The 16,863-nt window shown below is 44.3% G+C and carries 11 protein-coding genes; 6 read left to right on the top strand and 5 right to left on the bottom strand.

Annotated elements, in window-relative coordinates:
- Nucleotides 1–70: 70 nt before the first annotated feature.
- From yfcC to K0I62_RS07430, 3 genes are all read right to left on the bottom strand, one after another.
- Nucleotides 71–1,609, bottom strand: a complete 1,539-nt coding sequence (gene yfcC, locus K0I62_RS07440) for a putative basic amino acid antiporter YfcC (protein WP_220070836.1) — start codon at nt 1,607–1,609, stop codon at nt 71–73.
- Nucleotides 1,610–1,706: 97 nt separating this feature from the next.
- A complete protein-coding gene (gene panF / locus K0I62_RS07435; protein ID WP_220070835.1) occupies nt 1,707–3,149 on the bottom strand; it encodes a sodium/pantothenate symporter in 1,443 nt (480 codons plus the stop codon).
- Nucleotides 3,142–3,333 (bottom strand): DUF997 family protein, encoded by a 192-nt coding sequence (locus tag K0I62_RS07430; protein WP_220070834.1) that lies wholly within the window; start codon nt 3,331–3,333, stop codon nt 3,142–3,144. The genes panF and K0I62_RS07430 overlap by 8 nt, the downstream gene beginning before the upstream one ends.
- A gap of 320 nt (nt 3,334–3,653) precedes the next feature.
- On the opposite strand from K0I62_RS07430, the gene K0I62_RS07425 reads away from it, so the two are divergent.
- Entirely contained in the window at nt 3,654–4,568 is a 915-nt protein-coding gene (locus K0I62_RS07425) for a LysR substrate-binding domain-containing protein (protein ID WP_220070833.1), read from the top strand.
- 70 nt (nt 4,569–4,638) lie between these two features.
- On the opposite strand, the gene focA is transcribed toward K0I62_RS07425, so the two are convergent.
- Entirely contained in the window at nt 4,639–6,090 is a 1,452-nt protein-coding gene (focA, locus tag K0I62_RS07420) for a formate transporter FocA (RefSeq protein ID WP_220071311.1), read from the bottom strand.
- Nucleotides 6,091–7,102: 1,012 nt separating this feature from the next.
- Here focA and K0I62_RS07415 point away from each other — a divergent pair.
- From K0I62_RS07415 to pflA, 3 genes are all read left to right on the top strand, one after another.
- The gene (locus K0I62_RS07415; RefSeq protein WP_220070832.1) at nt 7,103–8,635 is read left to right on the top strand and encodes a DUF3360 family protein; all 1,533 of its coding nucleotides are present in this window, start codon (nt 7,103–7,105) and stop codon (nt 8,633–8,635) included.
- 754 nt (nt 8,636–9,389) lie between these two features.
- A complete protein-coding gene (pflB, locus tag K0I62_RS07410; protein ID WP_220070831.1) occupies nt 9,390–11,672 on the top strand; it encodes a formate C-acetyltransferase in 2,283 nt (760 codons plus the stop codon).
- 100 nt (nt 11,673–11,772) lie between these two features.
- Entirely contained in the window at nt 11,773–12,513 is a 741-nt protein-coding gene (gene pflA / locus K0I62_RS07405; protein ID WP_220070830.1) for a pyruvate formate lyase 1-activating protein, read from the top strand.
- A gap of 3 nt (nt 12,514–12,516) precedes the next feature.
- Here pflA and yfbV read toward each other — a convergent pair whose 3' ends face one another.
- The gene (gene yfbV, locus K0I62_RS07400; RefSeq protein WP_434086841.1) at nt 12,517–12,948 is read right to left on the bottom strand and encodes a terminus macrodomain insulation protein YfbV; all 432 of its coding nucleotides are present in this window, start codon (nt 12,946–12,948) and stop codon (nt 12,517–12,519) included.
- A 207-nt stretch (nt 12,949–13,155) separates the two neighbouring features.
- On the opposite strand from yfbV, the gene ackA reads away from it, so the two are divergent.
- Complete coding sequence (gene ackA, locus K0I62_RS07395; protein ID WP_220070828.1) at nt 13,156–14,352, top strand: acetate kinase; 1,197 nt, start codon at nt 13,156–13,158, stop codon at nt 14,350–14,352.
- Between the two features lie 86 nt (nt 14,353–14,438).
- The gene (gene pta / locus K0I62_RS07390; protein WP_220070827.1) at nt 14,439–16,577 is read left to right on the top strand and encodes a phosphate acetyltransferase; all 2,139 of its coding nucleotides are present in this window, start codon (nt 14,439–14,441) and stop codon (nt 16,575–16,577) included.
- The last annotated feature ends 286 nt before the right edge of the window (nt 16,578–16,863 follow it).

Below are 16,863 nucleotides of genomic sequence, written 5' to 3'. Positions count from 1 at the left end.
TCGGATGCCGTTTTTTATTGCGTGGTTTCCTAAACTAAAAGCAAAAAAGCATTACACAAAGCCAAGATAATTAAACAAAACCAAAATAATGAGCAGCGACCACCACGATACTCGAGACCACAAACAGTGCCAGCATAAAGCGCCAGATAAACTTAAGCCATACGCCCCAATCGACTCTGCATACACCTAATGTCGCCATCAATGACGCCGAGGTCGGCACTAAGATATTAGTAAAACCATCGCCCAACTGAAACGCCAATACCGCCACTTGACGACTCACGCCAACAATATCGGCAAGCGGTGACATCAAAGGCATAGTTAATGCGGCCTGACCTGAACCCGAAGTCACAAAGAAATTAAATATAGATTGAAACAACAACATAAACCAAGCAGAAAACGCCGCAGGCAACTCACCAATGATACCGCCTGCGCTACTGAGTAGGGTATTTAATACACTGGGTTGAGTGGGATCACCACCACCTAACAAAATTAAGATGCCAGAAGCACAACCCACTAAGATTGCAGGTTCTAGCATAGTTGCAGCACCTTGCTTAAAGCTTGTTGCAAGACGATTGACCGTCATATTATTAAGCTTAAACACCACTGCAATAATGCCAACGACTATCCCCATGGTAAAAAATTGACTCGCTATCTCAGGAATAAACCAAGCATTGGCAACGACGCCCCAAATGACCCAAATGACGGTGAGCAATATAGTGAGTAGCACTAAGATATCACCGAGATTAAATCGGCTCTCTAAGCTGGCGCTAGCTTGATGGTCTCTAAAATACTGATCACTGTTATAGCTATAAGATAATGAAGGCGTTGCTCGGATTTTCGCGCCATATCTCATGGTGAAGATAATCCCCATCAGGGTAAATCCAGCCCACATCACGCCCCGAACGCCCGCCCCAGAAAGCACAGGAACACCAGCGATACCCTGCGCGATAGCAACACTAAACGGGTTCATCCATGAACTGGCAAAGCCGACCTGTGTCGCAACGTATGTCACCATCACAGTGGTAATACCGTCAAAGCCAAGGCGTATCATCAAAGGACAAATGATAATGGCAAAGGCTATCGCCTCTTCCCCCATACCAAAAACGGCGCCACCAAGAGAAAACAATGTAAATAGTGCGGGGATAAATAGACCTTCATTGCCCTGTGTCTTATCTATTAGGCGTAAAATGCCGTTATCGATAGTGCCTGTTTCCATAACGATGCCAAATGCACCGCCAATGACCAACATAAACATGATCACACCGATGGCCGTGCCCCATTTAGACCCTGAGACTAAACCTTCAAAAGCAAAGTTAAAAAAACCAACATCCCCTCCGCCGTTAAATAGCGAGATAGGTTGAAGCACTGGAGCTCCACTATCATCAACTTGATAACGAAACGAGCTTGGATCGACAACACTACGGCTCTTTTCAACACCGTCACTAACATAAGCAACCTCTTGGGTATCGAATGAGCCAACAGGGATGATATAGGTTAAAAGCATTGCCGCTAACGCGACAAAAAAGATGATGACTAAAGTATCTGGCATCTGCCAGGCGTTAACGGGCGAGGTTGACCCAATTGATGAGTGTGTAGAATTAGAATTCATTTTATGGCCAGAATAAAGATTATCTGGCCGCAAATATAAACTAATTCAATCTAGGTTTACACTGCGTATCAGCGAATAACCCAAGCAATAGCAAGCATTAGCATTCGGAGACCACGGCCTTCGATCTAGTTTGCCAGATATGGCTAACTAACATCACAAACGATGACAGCAGTAACGCTGGCACAATAGGATGGATATGCCACATAAAGGGAGCAGCAAATTGCAGCAGTAGATAGCTAATAAGCCCTGCTACCATCGATATTAATGCACTCTTCCCATTCACTTTGGGTAAAAACACACCCGCGATTATCGGCCACAAAAACACGGCCTGAAGCGCCCCAAATGCAGCAAGGTTGATCCAAACAATCATTTCAGGTGGATCCATTGCCCAATAACTAGCAATAAGCGTAATAAGCAAGATAGTAAATCGAGTCAATTTAACCTGCGCGGTCGAACTTAAGCGAGGCCATTTTTTCACGGCCCCATCGCGAATAAGGCTAACAGCCGATTGCAATAACATGGAATCAACTGATGACATTACTGCGGCTATTGGCGCAGCTAATAGGACTCCAGCCCAAAAAGGAGGAAAAATGCCTGATATTAAGCTTGGCATGATCTCATCAGGAACCAACAAATCAGGATAAAACGCCCGACCAAGAACACCACAAAGGTGCGGTAACAAGGTCATCAAGAAACAGATAATGGTTCCCCATACCATGCCACGCTTTAAAGCACTGCGATCTTTTACAGCGAGTAAACGCACTAAGGTATGCGGCAGTCCCATGGTACCAAAACAGAGCAGCACCCAAAAAGAGAGCATCATAGGCCAGCCAAGCGCATCACTTACACCATGCGGCTCGAGCATTTGAGGAGAATAATGGCTAACGCTATCCATTAGCTCTGTTAAGGGAGCCTGAGACAAAATCCCGGCAAATAGCAGCAGTAAGCCAAACAGCATCACTATCCCTTGCAACGCATCTGTTAACACTACCGCGCGGAATCCGCCAGTTAAGGTATAGGCAAGCACCGTGACGACAAACAAAGCTAATCCCAACTCATAGCTGATCCCACTAACGCCCGCGAACAACCTTGCACCGCCAATAAACTGCACCGCGATCATCGCTATAAATCCGGTCACTAAACTTACCACCGCAATATGGCTCAGTAACGGACTTTGATATCGAGCATCGAGCCATTCAATCAAGGTGGCATGTTGCGCATGGCGCTGACTCAAAAACTTATGACCTAAGACGCCTAAGGTTAAAATGGCAACAGGTACCTGAATTAACGCTAACCATACCCAACCCAACCCCATTTTATAAGCAGCCCCAGGGCCGCCGATAAAAGAGCTGGCGCTGGTGTATGTTGCGACAAGTGTTAACGCGAGCAAAGGACCATTTAAAAAAGCACCACCAATAAAGAAACGTTTCGCCTTATCATCGTATAGCCTATCCCCCTTTTGACTCTGGCTATGACTCCACCAACGAGTGATGATCAGACTCAATAACAGATAACCAATGACAGGAATAAGATTAGTCATCTTGGCCTCTCAACAAAACAGCTAGACCTAAGACTAATAGAATAGGGGCAGCGATACAGGAGAACCAAAACCACAAAGGCAGACCAAGCCAACGACCGAGATCGGTAAGCAGTAGCGGACCTAAACACCATAATATGAAATAACCACCGGTTAGCGCTAATGCCATTTTTGACAATGAAGCCATAGAGAGTCATACGAACAGGGAAACTGATAATCGATTCTAAACAAAAGCAGCCGTCAGAGCTAGCGCAATACTAGCTGAGCCTTAAGTATCAAGACCTGTAACACATTATCTTTACATCATAAATTTCCAAAAACGATCACGATAACGTTCACGAAACGCACTGCTAGCCGAAAAGAGTGAACCACCTCTATATTCCACCATTAAAATCAGCCTCTTGCTTGTCTAGGCCATTAACAAGTCATAGAATCAAATTCAATGAGCCATCAATTTAATTGATAGTTTCAATTTATATTAGTTTCAGTTAGGGGCAAATAGCCGTCATGAAATACTCACTCAAGCAAATAATGGTCTTCGATGCGGTAGCCAGCTTAGAAAGTGTCAGCGCCGCAGCAAGAAAACTCTCCATGACTCAGTCGGCAGTCAGCATGTCACTAGGACAACTCGAGAACTTACTCGATAGACCACTTTTTATTCGACAAGGCAATCGGCTCACTTTGAGCCACTGGGGAAACTGGTTACGCCCAAAAGCGCGAAGGCTATTACAAGATGCGCAGCAAATAGAATTAGGCCTTCACGAACAACACCTTATCAGCGGCCGGTTTAGATTATGTTCAAGTCAAACAGCGGCTGAGCACCTACTCCCCGAACTTATCAGTAAAATCGATACTGATTTTCCTGAACTTAGGATCGATCTCACTGTTGAAAATACCGAGAATGTCGTCGAAGGTTTACTCAACTACGAATATGATTTTGGCATTATTGAAGGCCGCAACGATGATAGCCGGCTGTATCAGGAACAGTGGTTAGATGATCATTTAGTGGTTATCGCCTCCCCTCACCACCCTTATGCTCGGTACGAAACCACCAGTTTGTCCCAGTTAGAGCAGGCAAAATGGGTGTTACGAGAACAGGGGGCAGGCACTCGCCGAATTTTTGAAGGTGCTATTCACGGGGTAATCGAAAAGCTTAATGTTTGGAAGGAATATGAGCATGTATCACTGCTTAAGGCGCTTGTTAAGAACGGACCATACTTGAGTAGCTTACCTTTCTTAGATGTAGAAAAAGAAGTGGCCGCAGGTGAACTGGTGATCCTTGAAACACCTCAGCTCAATATGCAAAGACATCTTTCATTTGTATGGCGCTGTGATTCGGGAGAAAACCCGTTAAGAGATTGCGTCATAACAGAAGCACGTAGACTAAGTAAAAATCGCCAAGCTCTCAAAAGCTTAAAATAATCTTACTATAAGAAGTGGGGCTAAAAGCCCCACTTCTTTATTAATAACATAGTGTTATCAACTACATTATTTAAGCGTAAACAGCACAGACTTTAGCGGCGATAGCTTCTCGTGTGATCACCCCAACCAACTTGCCTTCATCAACGACAGGAAAACTGCTCGGCTTGTTTGCATGAGCCTGTCGCAAGCGCTCTTCGTAACTGGCAAAGGTGTTTCCAGTCAATATTCCCATCTCACTGACAGGGAACAGCTTACTTCTATCCACAACCATTAATTCGATTAAATCGGCTACCGCATCATTTAGCGCTACGGTAAGCACTTGAGTTTGCATTAAATCAGCCACTTTATAAGAGATCCCTCTGACATATTCTTCAGACCACAAGCTACGAAGCAGATCTTGCTGTGAAATATAACCAAGTAATCGTTGCTCTTTGTCGACCACAGGAGCACCGCGTTCACCTGAGTCACTTAAACGCTTTAACCCTTCATAAACCGATAGCTCTGGGGTTAAAGTAAAAGGAGTTGAGTTTATAACATCGCTGACATTCAGCTTTTGAATTGATTTAGGCATTGATAGATCTCCAGAGGCTGTCGCTAATAATGAATCGATTTCGTGAACGGTTTTATCTAAAGGTTGAATTTTTTTTGTACTAAGAGGCGCTAAGCACTCCGCCAACAATGGTGGTGCAACATGTAAATCACTGGTCTTATGGGGTTTACGCTCAATAATCCAATAGCCCAAACCAACCAATAGTCCCCCACCAACAATGTTGCCAAGGGTTACAGGTATAAGATTGTTCCAAATGAAGTTAGCTAGCGTGAGATCGCTAAACTGCGCCGCAGTGATACCGGCCGCCTCGAAAAATTCAACAGAGGCAAAATTAGTAATAACGATCCCCAAAGGCACCATAAATAAGTTAGCGATACTATGCTCAAAGCCACTGCTAACGAACATGGCAACAGGTAACATCAATAAAATGGCTTTGGTGAGTGCATCCTTACTTGCAAAAGTCATCCATACACCTAAACAGACCAACATGTTACATAGCACGCCAAGCGCAAATGCCTGTACCCATCCATGATGCAATTTATGTTGCGCTATTTTGAGTGCATTGATCCCCCATTGACCCCCATCAAGCTCATACATACGCGCTGAAGTGATCAGCAGTAGCATCAACATGGCGCCAATGAAATTGCCGATATATACCCTACTCCAGCAAACGAGAAGCTCCTTAGTGCTAACTAATCTTTGCGCCCAAGCGACACTACTCAATACAGTGCTAGTAAATAGTTCCCCCCCACAAATGACCACTAGTATTAATCCCAAACTAAAGGCCAAGCCACCGGTCAGGCGAACTAATCCCCAAGCTCCTGATGTCCCAGTAGTTACAGTGATATAAAACACAAAGGCCAATGCGATAAACGCCCCGGCAAATGCCGCTAAGCCAACCGATTTCCAATAGGCTTTTCTCACTTTAGCTACGCCATAATGCTCCGCCTGTTGATACATGCTTAACGGCATGTTTTCGGGTCGATTGCTGGTCGTATGGCCATGGTTCTGTGGAGCAGAAACTGCAGGGGTAAAGGAAAGAGGTGCCATTAACTGACTCCTTCTCGGTAAAAAATCTGTTTGCTAAATTTGAGTAACATCATCTTCTCCTGTTTATCGTTATAGATAGATTTACTGCCACTTGGCTTATCTCCATAGACACAAAAGTATCGCTACAACGCGCAAAAGAAAATCTGATTATAATGATACAGGCCATCAACAATATTGATACAACGCAGCCTAGGTTGCTAAAATGTAAAGACCTCTGGAAAGGTAGGCAACATATTGTTTTTATGGGTAATTACAGATTTTAAACTCAGTTAAAGCTAACGCTATGCTCAGTTGAGTCGAACAATGGCTAACATTTCAAATAGATCTTTAATGGCAAGAACATCAAACTTGCCTAAGCTATAAAGCAAGTTGATGAGAAAAATAATATGAAGACGCTCTGCTAGCCATGAAGTTAAATCACTAAGTTTGTTAATAAATAATTTGGAATAGGTCACGATATATATCACGCAACGACTACAATACGGGGCGTGTGTCACAATCAAATTTAACAATAAGCGATACAACACCAAAATTTGGTAACTAAGTAGGTTGGCTCGCAAAAGAAAGCCTTAACGAGATCACCGTACAAACGCAATTAATATGCCTAATGTAAAAATCGATAAAGAATCTGGACACAAGTTGTTAACTAGATCTCAAATCACCTAATCACTAGTTTCAAGTTAATTGATACTTAATGCTGATAGCATTTTGCTGTGTTAATATTTATGAGGTAAATTGGTCAGACCAATTTTAAGCATGTTAAGGACACGACTGCTCTCTTACGAAATGGCACTCCATTTTAAGAAAGCAGATAAGTTTTTCGAGTTACATGTTCGGCATTATGGCCACGACAACTTGACTAACTTCCAGGGATACAGTCGAAGTCATCATCAAATAGATGAATCACTAAGTTCTTTTCGGAGAATGAGAAATTATGTCAGAAACAGTCAAACACGAAGAAACGGAAGCCTCTGAGCTGACTTATAAAGAGCTTCATCGTCCCGCTTCAGAGTTTAATACTCGTGAAGAGTACCTAGATCATGAGTTACAAATCATGAAACCTAGACGCTGGGGCCTGAATTTACCTGGTAGAGATTTCCGCTTTGAATGGGAAGACTTAGTTCCCGCGATAGCAGGAACCATTGGCATTACCGTCATGTATTCCGCCGTGATGGCTGCATGGGCTTCTGGACTTTCAGAACGATGGGAACATGTGAATTTAGGTGCCGAATTTGCCATTCAAGTCGTTCGAGTAGAAATGCTCATCCCCGCTTTACTCTTTTGTATTATCAGTTCCGGTTTTATAAACCCTCGCGCCAATCTTGGCGGTAACCATGGCCCGATGATCCCCTTAATTGGTGCCATCGCCTTAGCTGGTGCACATCCATTAGCATTGGCCATTCTCCTCGGTATATTTGGCCTGATCCTGAGTTACTTTAAAGGAGGCTCGCGGCTCGTTAACCTCACCTCTAGTGGAGTGGCTGGTGGTCTACTGGTATTCCTCGGTTTCATGGGGGCTAAAAGTCAGATCACATCGTTATTTGATTGGGCCGGCGGTTTGCAATCCAAACATGAGTTAGATTATAGCTTGGGCTATGTTGCCTTTTTCATTTTACTCGCAAACGTTATTCTTTATGCCTACTTAGCTAAAGTAGGTAAGCGCTGGCTAGCGATCCCACTATGCTCTATTGCGGCAATCATACTGGCATTTGCCCTCGGCGCAGGTCTAGATCTTCAATTTGTCACAGAACCCGGTATTCCAAACCTAAATCCTATGTATTGGTGGGGCTCAACCGAATACGGTTGGCAACTGGGCTTACCTAATTTTGAACATTTCGTTGCCTCATTACCGTTTGCGATTTTGGCCGTTGCCATGTGGTCACCTGATTTCTTGGGGCACCGTATTTTCCAAGAGCTTAACTATCCAAAAGGCACTGAAAAAGTACTAATGGATGTTGATGACACCATGACAACTTGTTCATTGCGTCAAATCGTTGGTACGGCGGTTGGTGGTGGTAACATCACCTCATCGTGGGGAACCTATATGATCCCTGCGGCGATTGCAAAACGTCCAATTCCAGCGGGTGCGATCCTACTCGGTTCATTGTGTATTATTGTGGCTGTCATCGGTTATCCAATGGATGTCACCGTTTGGCGCCCAGTAATGTCAATCGCCTTACTTGTTGGTGTGTTCTTGCCACTGCTCGAAGCGGGTATGCAGATGGTAAAAGATACTCAAAGCAGTCAAGCGGCTGGGATCTGTATCTTCGCCTCATTTGTTGCCAATCCTGTTCTTGCATGGGCACTTACCATGTTCTTAGATAACAATGGCTTAATCGGTGATAAAGAGCGTGCTGCGAGCCTTAGCACTGCTGACCGGTTAATCATTCCGGGACTTGCGTTTGTGATCTGTCTAGCGGCTATGTTAGCGGTTGGCATGATCCAAGGTATACCTGCTCTACTCTAAGTACACCTTATTATGGAGAGGGCCCTGCTCTCTCCATACTTATCTCCTATACTTATCATCGATTTTGCTGATAACGCTTCTATTCTCGAATACCCCCATCCGCTGACTTAATAAATGTCATACTGAATGGCCATTGTGAAAGACACATATTGGCAATAACTTAAACTTAATACCAATCAGTATAAGAAAGTGATCTAATCAGCGAGTTTTAGCACTTTTGACGCTGTGTTAACGAGTTTGGCCCTAGTTCAACTATGCTCTCCACTCGTTGCAAACAACGAGGACGTTGTGAATGTCTTTAATGCAGGAGCAATTAAAGACCTTGCCTCATAAGCGCTCAATTCTCACTGAGCGATCGCATCTTTATACGAATTGGTATTACAAACGCTAAATAGCCGACATCAAGATAGGGTGCAAATAGAAATTGAGTCCAAAAATGATAGGTTGATAACAGTTTTAACATTATCTCGGCCGATTATTGTGCAGCGATTAGAGGGATGTGGTAATATCATTTAGGTAAATTGGTCTTACCAATTTAACGTTGCCGATATAAATACTATGCTTCAATGTTATCGACAATTGTCAGTAAAGATTTTCATCGAAGCGTTAACACGGTTCGATAATCAGTTCCCATCATCAGGGCAATATATTGAAGGGGGCTATTAAGACTTAGCTATTGGTGTATCGCAATCATTGCTACTGCAGCCAAATCGATACCCAATAACCTTTATCTCAAACAGAAGGTATTAGTACGATGACCGAAAAAACTGAGCTGTTCACCAAAGCATGGGAAGGTTTTACTCCTGGTGATTGGAAGTCTGAAGTAAATGTACGTGACTTTATTCAAGCCAACTACTTACCCTATGAAGGCGACGAGTCTTTCCTCGCTGGCGCAACTGATGCGACTAACCAGTTGTGGGACAAAGTAATGGAAGGCGTTAAACAGGAAAACCGCACTCATGCGCCTGTTGACTTTGATACCGATAAGGTATCAACCATTACCTCTCATGAAGCTGGATACATCAACAAAGACCTAGAAACTATTGTTGGTCTTCAGACCGAAGCTCCTCTCAAGCGCGCCATGTTGCCAAACGGTGGTATCCGTATGGTCGAAGGTTCTTGCGCTGCATACGGTCGCGAATTAGATCCTAACATCAAGTATATATACTCAGAACTACGTAAAACCCATAACCAAGGTGTATTCGACATCTACACTCCTGAGATCATGCGTTGTCGTAAATCAGGTATCCTAACGGGTTTACCTGATGCTTATGGTCGTGGTCGTATTATTGGTGATTACCGTCGTATCGCGCTTTATGGTATCGACTACCTAATGCAAGATAAGTTCGCTCAATTTAGCTCACTACAAGAGCGATTTGAAGCAGGTGAAGACTTAACGGCAACCATGCAACTGCGTGAAGAAATTGCAGAACAGCACAGAGCATTAGGTCAAATGAAGCAAATGGCTGCTAGTTATGGCTGCGACATTTCTGGTCCTGCAACTAATGCCAAAGAAGCGATTCAATGGACTTACTTCGGCTATTTAGCGGCAGTGAAGAGCCAAAATGGCGCTGCAATGTCACTTGGCCGTACTTCAAGCTTCCTTGATATCTATATCGAACGCGACATCAACAATGGCGTGCTAACCGAAGAACAAGCTCAAGAGATGGTTGACCATTTCGTCATGAAGCTACGTATGGTTCGTTTCCTACGTACTCCTGAATATGACGAGCTATTCTCTGGTGACCCAATCTGGGCAACTGAATCTATCGCGGGTATGGGTCTAGACGGTCGTACGTTAGTGACCAAGTCTAGTTTCCGTTTCTTGCACACACTGTACAACATGGGTCCAAGCCCTGAGCCAAACATCACTGTACTTTGGTCAGAAAAGCTCCCCCTAAACTTTAAAAAGTACTGTGCTAAAGTGTCTATCGACACCAGTTCTATCCAATACGAAAACGATGATCTAATGCGTCCTGATTTCAATTCGGACGACTATGCTATCGCTTGTTGTGTAAGCCCAATGGTTGTGGGTAAACACATGCAGTTCTTCGGCGCTCGTGCAAACTTAGCTAAAACTATGCTTTACGCCATCAACGGCGGCCTAGATGAGAAACTTAAGACTCAAATTGGTCCTAAGTTCGCACCTATCACTGACGAAGTATTAGATTTCGATGATGTGATGGGTCGTTTAGACACCATGATGGATTGGTTAGCTAAACAGTACGTATCTGCACTAAACGCCATCCACTTTATGCACGACAAATACTCATATGAAGCAGCGCTAATGGCGTTACATGATAGAGATGTTCGTCGTACTATGGCATGTGGTATCGCTGGTCTTTCTATCGCTGCCGATTCACTATCTGCAATCAAGTTCGCTAAAGTAAAACCTGTTCGTGACGAGCACGGTATTGCAATCGATTTTGATATCGAAGGTGATTATCCTAAGTTTGGTAACAACGATGCACGCGTTGATGATTTAGCGACTGAGCTTGTTGAACGCTTTATGGCTAAAATCCGCGACATGAAAATGTACCGCGATGCTATCCCAACGCAGTCAATCCTCACCATTACCTCAAACGTAGTTTATGGTAAGAAAACAGGTACTACACCTGATGGACGCCAAGCAGGTGCGCCGTTTGCGCCAGGTGCAAACCCAATGCATGGTCGTGATGAGAAAGGTGCTGTAGCGTCGTTAACATCGGTAGCCAAACTGCCATTTGCTCACGCTCAAGACGGTATCTCTTATACTTTCTCTATCGTGCCGAATGCATTAGGTAAAGATGATGATGGTCGCCGTACCAACCTTGCAGCATTGATGGATGGCTATTTTGCTCATAACGATTCACGCGAAGGTGGTCAACACTTAAACGTTAACGTAATGAACCGCGAAATGTTAGAAGATGCGGTAATTAACCCAGATAAGTACCCACAACTAACCATCCGTGTTTCTGGTTATGCAGTGCGCTTTAACGCCCTAACACCAGAGCAGCAGCAGGACGTTATTACACGTACTTTCACTAAAGGTATGTAAACTGCGCAATTTTGCGTATTAACGGTAGATTTTTAGTAAATTTAAGCTAGGCTGTCACTAATTTAGTACAGCCTACTTTAATTAAGTTAACGGAGTCGCAATGACAGTAAAAGGTCGGATTCATTCACTCGAATCCTTTGGTACAGTGGATGGTCCTGGCATTAGGTTTATCACCTTTATGCAAGGCTGTTTAATGCGCTGCCAATACTGCCATAACCGAGATACGTGGGATCTGCACGATGGACGAGAAATCGAGGTCGATGAGCTAATGGAACAGATCATTAGCTATCGCCCTTTTCTTGAATCTAGCGGTGGTGGAGTTACAGCCAGTGGTGGTGAAGCCATACTGCAAGCCGAATTCGTCGCTGCACTTTTTAGCGCATGCAAAGCCGAAGGCATTCACACTTGCCTCGATACTAATGGCTTTGTTCGCAAATATACTCCTGTTATCGATGAACTACTCGATAACACAGATTTAGTGCTACTCGATATCAAGCATATTGATGATGCCAAACATATAGAATTAACCCAAGTCAGTAATCACCGCACGCTACAGTTTGCGCAATACCTTCAAAAACGCCAACAAAAAACCTGGATACGCTACGTCGTTGTAGGTGGCTTTACTGATGATATCAACTCAGCAAGAGGCCTAGCTGAATTTATTAAACCCATGAGTAACGTTGAAAAGGTAGAGCTATTGCCTTATCACGAACTAGGCAAACACAAATGGGAAGCCCTAGGTGAAGAGTATGAGCTTGCTAATATCTCACCACCAACTCGGGAAACAATGGAACAAATAAAACAGGTATTTATTGATGCTGGGATCACCGCCGTTTATTAACGGCTATAGCTCTTCCCAGTAGCTGTTATCAAGACGTTCAAAGGCTATTTTTAAAATCACAGCCATATCGAGATAACAAGCTTTGGCACCTAGCGGTGCACAGGGTAGCCCCATGCTTTGCAACTTAGTTGATAAATTATTGCACCAATCAAGCAAAGTTAAGGGTAAAGGATGTGTCGCTCGCCAGCCGAGCCACAATAACCCCTGAATGGGTAAACTGATAAAAAACAGCGCGACGGTAATAGATTGGGGTAAAAAGTCCCAACCATAGAGATAAAGCTGACTACCCGCTGCAGCAATGGCTAATAGCGGCATAATACGAATTGCCAGCTGTGTCGCTCTAACAACGCGATATTCTGGGAAGTAAAAACTGAGTTGTTTGACCATAGGCCACGTCTTCATATAACGACGACCATCACCTAGGGTCTTAAACATTTTAACTGTCAATGATGACACCTGAACTTTGAGACACTGTCTTTACAATAGCACAATCGGCTCAAGAGTCCCAAGTACTCGAAGCCAATCTAAGGCAGTTTATCAGCCCCTAAATTGGGCAACTCACGTGGCGTACACTAAATATTAGTGCTGCCATTAAATTTCGGTCAACGCTACTGATTCATCTACTTTGCAAAAGGTTTTAACATGTCAAATAAACTGGTTTTGGTACTTAACTGCGGCAGCTCTTCATTGAAGTTTGCTATTATCGATGCCCTCACAGGTGACGACCAGATCTCTGGCTTAGCAGAGTGTTTTGGTCTAGAAGACTCACGTATAAAATGGAAAGTCGACGGCAACAAATCTGAAGCTAGACTTGGTGCATTTACAGCTCACCGTGAAGCGGTCGAGTTCATCGTGACCAAAATTCTAGGTGAACACCCTCAAATTGCTGAGAAAATCCAAGCTATCGGCCACCGCATCGTACACGGCGGCGAGAAATATACTCAGTCAGTCATTATTGATGACACCGTACTTAAAGGTATCGAAGACAGCGCAGTATTTGCACCGCTTCACAATCCCGCTCATCTGATTGGTATTCGAGCGGCTCAAGCGTCTTTCCCTAAGCTTCCACAGGTTGCAGTATTTGACACTGCGTTCCATCAAACCATGCCTGAGCATGCTTACATCTATGCCCTACCGTACAAACTATACCGCGAACATGGTATTCGTCGTTATGGCGCACATGGTACTAGCCACCTATTTGTTGGTCGTGAAGCGGCTAAAGCACTCGGTAAAGATCCCGCTGACACGAATGTGATCTGTGCTCACTTAGGTAATGGCGCATCAATTACCGCAATTAAAGGTGGTAAGAGCGTAGATACGTCTATGGGACTTACACCATTAGAAGGCCTCGTAATGGGGACTCGTTGTGGCGATATGGACCCTTCTATCGTTTATCATCTTATTCATCAACTTGGTTACACCGCTGATGAGGTTAATAATTTGATGAACAAACAAAGTGGTCTACTGGGTATTTCCGAACTCACTAACGATTGTCGCGGTATCGAAGAAGGCTATCAAAATGGCCATAAGGGTGCGACGTTAGCACTAGAAATCTTCTGCTACCGTCTGGCTAAGTATATTGCTTCATACACAGTGCCACTTGGCCGTTTAGACGCTCTAGTCTTTACCGGCGGTATCGGCGAAAACTCCGAGCTTATCCGTGAAAAAGTGCTTAACCTACTTTCAATCTTTAATTTTGAAGTGGATAGCGAACGCAATAAAGCAGCGCGTTTTGGTAATCAAGGTCAGATCACGACAGACAATGGCCCTATCGCATTAGTGATTCCGACTAATGAAGAGTGGGTTATCGCTGAAGATGCAGTGTCGCTACTAAAGTAAATTATCTGTAGGTGGGGTGATGCCCCACCTTATTTAAAGCATTAACAGACTTGCTAGCCTATGCTAACAAGGAAAAAGAGGTAATTATGTCTCGCAATATTATGCTGATACCAAATGGCACTGGCGTAGGCTTAACGTCTATCAGTCTCGGTATGGTTCGTGCTTTAGAGCGTCATGGTGTTAAGGTTCGCTTTTTCAAACCGATTGCTCAGCAACGCCCAACCGATACCGGGCCAGAACGTTCAACCACTATCTTAAGTAAGTCGCCTACGGTTAATCCGCTTGAGCCATTCGATATGGATCACGCCGAAAACCTCATTCGTACCGATCAAACTGATGTTTTAATGGAGCAAATTATTGCTCGTGCAACCGAGTTTGCCGATCCAAGCGAAACATTAATTGTTGAAGGTTTAGTACAAACCCGAAATCACCCTTTTTCTGACGACATCAACTACAAGATAGCAAAAGCGCTCGATGCCGATATTATCTTCGTCGCAGCGCCTGGTAATGAAACGCCAACAGCACTAATGAATCGTCTTGAGATTGCCCATAACGCATGGGGTGGTAGCTCAAACAAACGTCTTATTGGGGCGATTATCAACAAAATTGGTGCTCCCGTTGATGACGAAGGCCGCGCTCGTCCCGATCTTTCAGAAGTATTCGATCATCAAGATATTCAGCGTCCAGATCCAGCGACAATGTTCCAACTACCGGGTAAAAGCAAGTTACGTATTCTAGGTAGCGTGCCTTATAATCTCGATCTTGTCGCTCCACGTGCATCTGATCTTGCTAAACACTTACGTGCTCGCATCATCAATGCTGGTGAGATGCACACTCGTCGTCTTCGCAAGGTGACCTTCTGTGCTCGCAGTATTCCCAATATGGTCACTCACATAAAGACCGACTCACTATTAGTGACTTCTGGTGACCGTTCAGATGTGATTGTATCGGCTTGTCTCGCATCGATGAATGGCGTAAAAGTGGGCGCGCTATTACTTACGGGGAGTTATGAGCCAGAACCCGAGATCATGGAGTTATGTGAACAAGCATTTGAAACGGGATTACCCGTATTCTTAATTGACACTAACACATGGCAAACATCGTTAAATATCCAACGTTTTGACCACGAAGTACCAGTAGATGACGCTGTGCGTATCGAACAAGTACAAGAATATGTCGCGAGTCATATCGATCAAAACTGGGTTCAAAGTGTGACCGAGAATTCTCCTCGTGAACATAGACTCTCACCACCAGCATTTAGATATAAACTCACCGAACTTGCTCGTGCTGCACATAAAACCGTCGTGCTTCCTGAGGGCGATGAGCCTCGAACTATCGAAGCGGCTGCGATATGTGCAGAGCGCGGCATAGCCCGTTGTGTGCTCATTGGTAATCGCGAAGATATCTTACGTATCGCTACGCAACAAGGCGTTACATTAGGCGAAGGTGTTGAAATTATCGAGCCAGAATCGGCTCGTGAGCGCTATGTTGAACCAATGCTTGATCTGCGTCGCCATAAAGGTCTAACTAATGTCGTCGCTCGTGAACAACTTGAAGACAACATGGTATTAGGCACCATGATGTTAGCTCAAGGCGAAGTGGATGGTATTGTTTCTGGTGCCGTAAACACCACGGCAAACACGATTCGCCCCCCACTACAGTTAATTAAGACTGCACCAGGTTCTAGCTTAGTCTCTTCAATCTTCTTTATGTTGATGCCAGATCAAGTACTCGTTTATGGTGACTGTGCAATTAACCCAGATCCAAATGCAGAACAGCTTGCAGATATTGCGATTCAATCAGCTGAGAGTGCAGCAGCATTTGGCATTGAGCCTCGCGTGGCGATGATTAGTTACTCTACGGGTAGCTCTGGTACTGGTTCTGATGTGGATAAAGTACGTGAAGCGACTCGCATCGCTAAAGAGAAACGTCCTGATCTTATCATCGACGGTCCGCTACAGTACGACGCTGCAGTAATGCCGAATGTGGCACAATCTAAAGCACCTAATAGCCCTGTAGCAGGTCAAGCTACTGTGTTTGTCTTCCCAGACTTAAACACCGGTAACACGACTTATAAAGCCGTACAACGAAGTGCCGATCTCATCAGTATTGGTCCAATGCTACAAGGTATGCGTAAACCTGTTAACGACCTATCTCGTGGCGCACTAGTCGATGATATCGTCTACACCATTGCTCTAACCGCAATTCAAGCTTCACAAAGCTAAATCAAGCGCAGTGACGAGCCACCTTTGTAAAAGGTAGCTTTGATTGGCCCCCTATCATAAGGGGGCTTTTTTTAATCAACGCTCAATGATAAATGATAGTTGGCGTTCAACCTCTTCCTTCTCTAATTTGTCTTGTTGCCGCACATATCGCCTTATAATGCCAATGAGTATAAATCCCTTTAGTCATGCTTCGCTCTATCTTCTATATCCATATCGTCGTGCATTAACGACATTCACAACATCTGATCTCCAAAGGGAGGGAAGACGGTGGTCTTAACATAATAAT

The sequence above is a fragment of the Shewanella psychrotolerans genome (assembly GCF_019457595.1).
Lineage (GTDB): Bacteria > Pseudomonadota > Gammaproteobacteria > Enterobacterales > Shewanellaceae > Shewanella > Shewanella psychrotolerans.
Note: the sequence above shows the minus strand (reverse complement) of the source record. Positions and strands in the feature narration are given on the sequence as shown.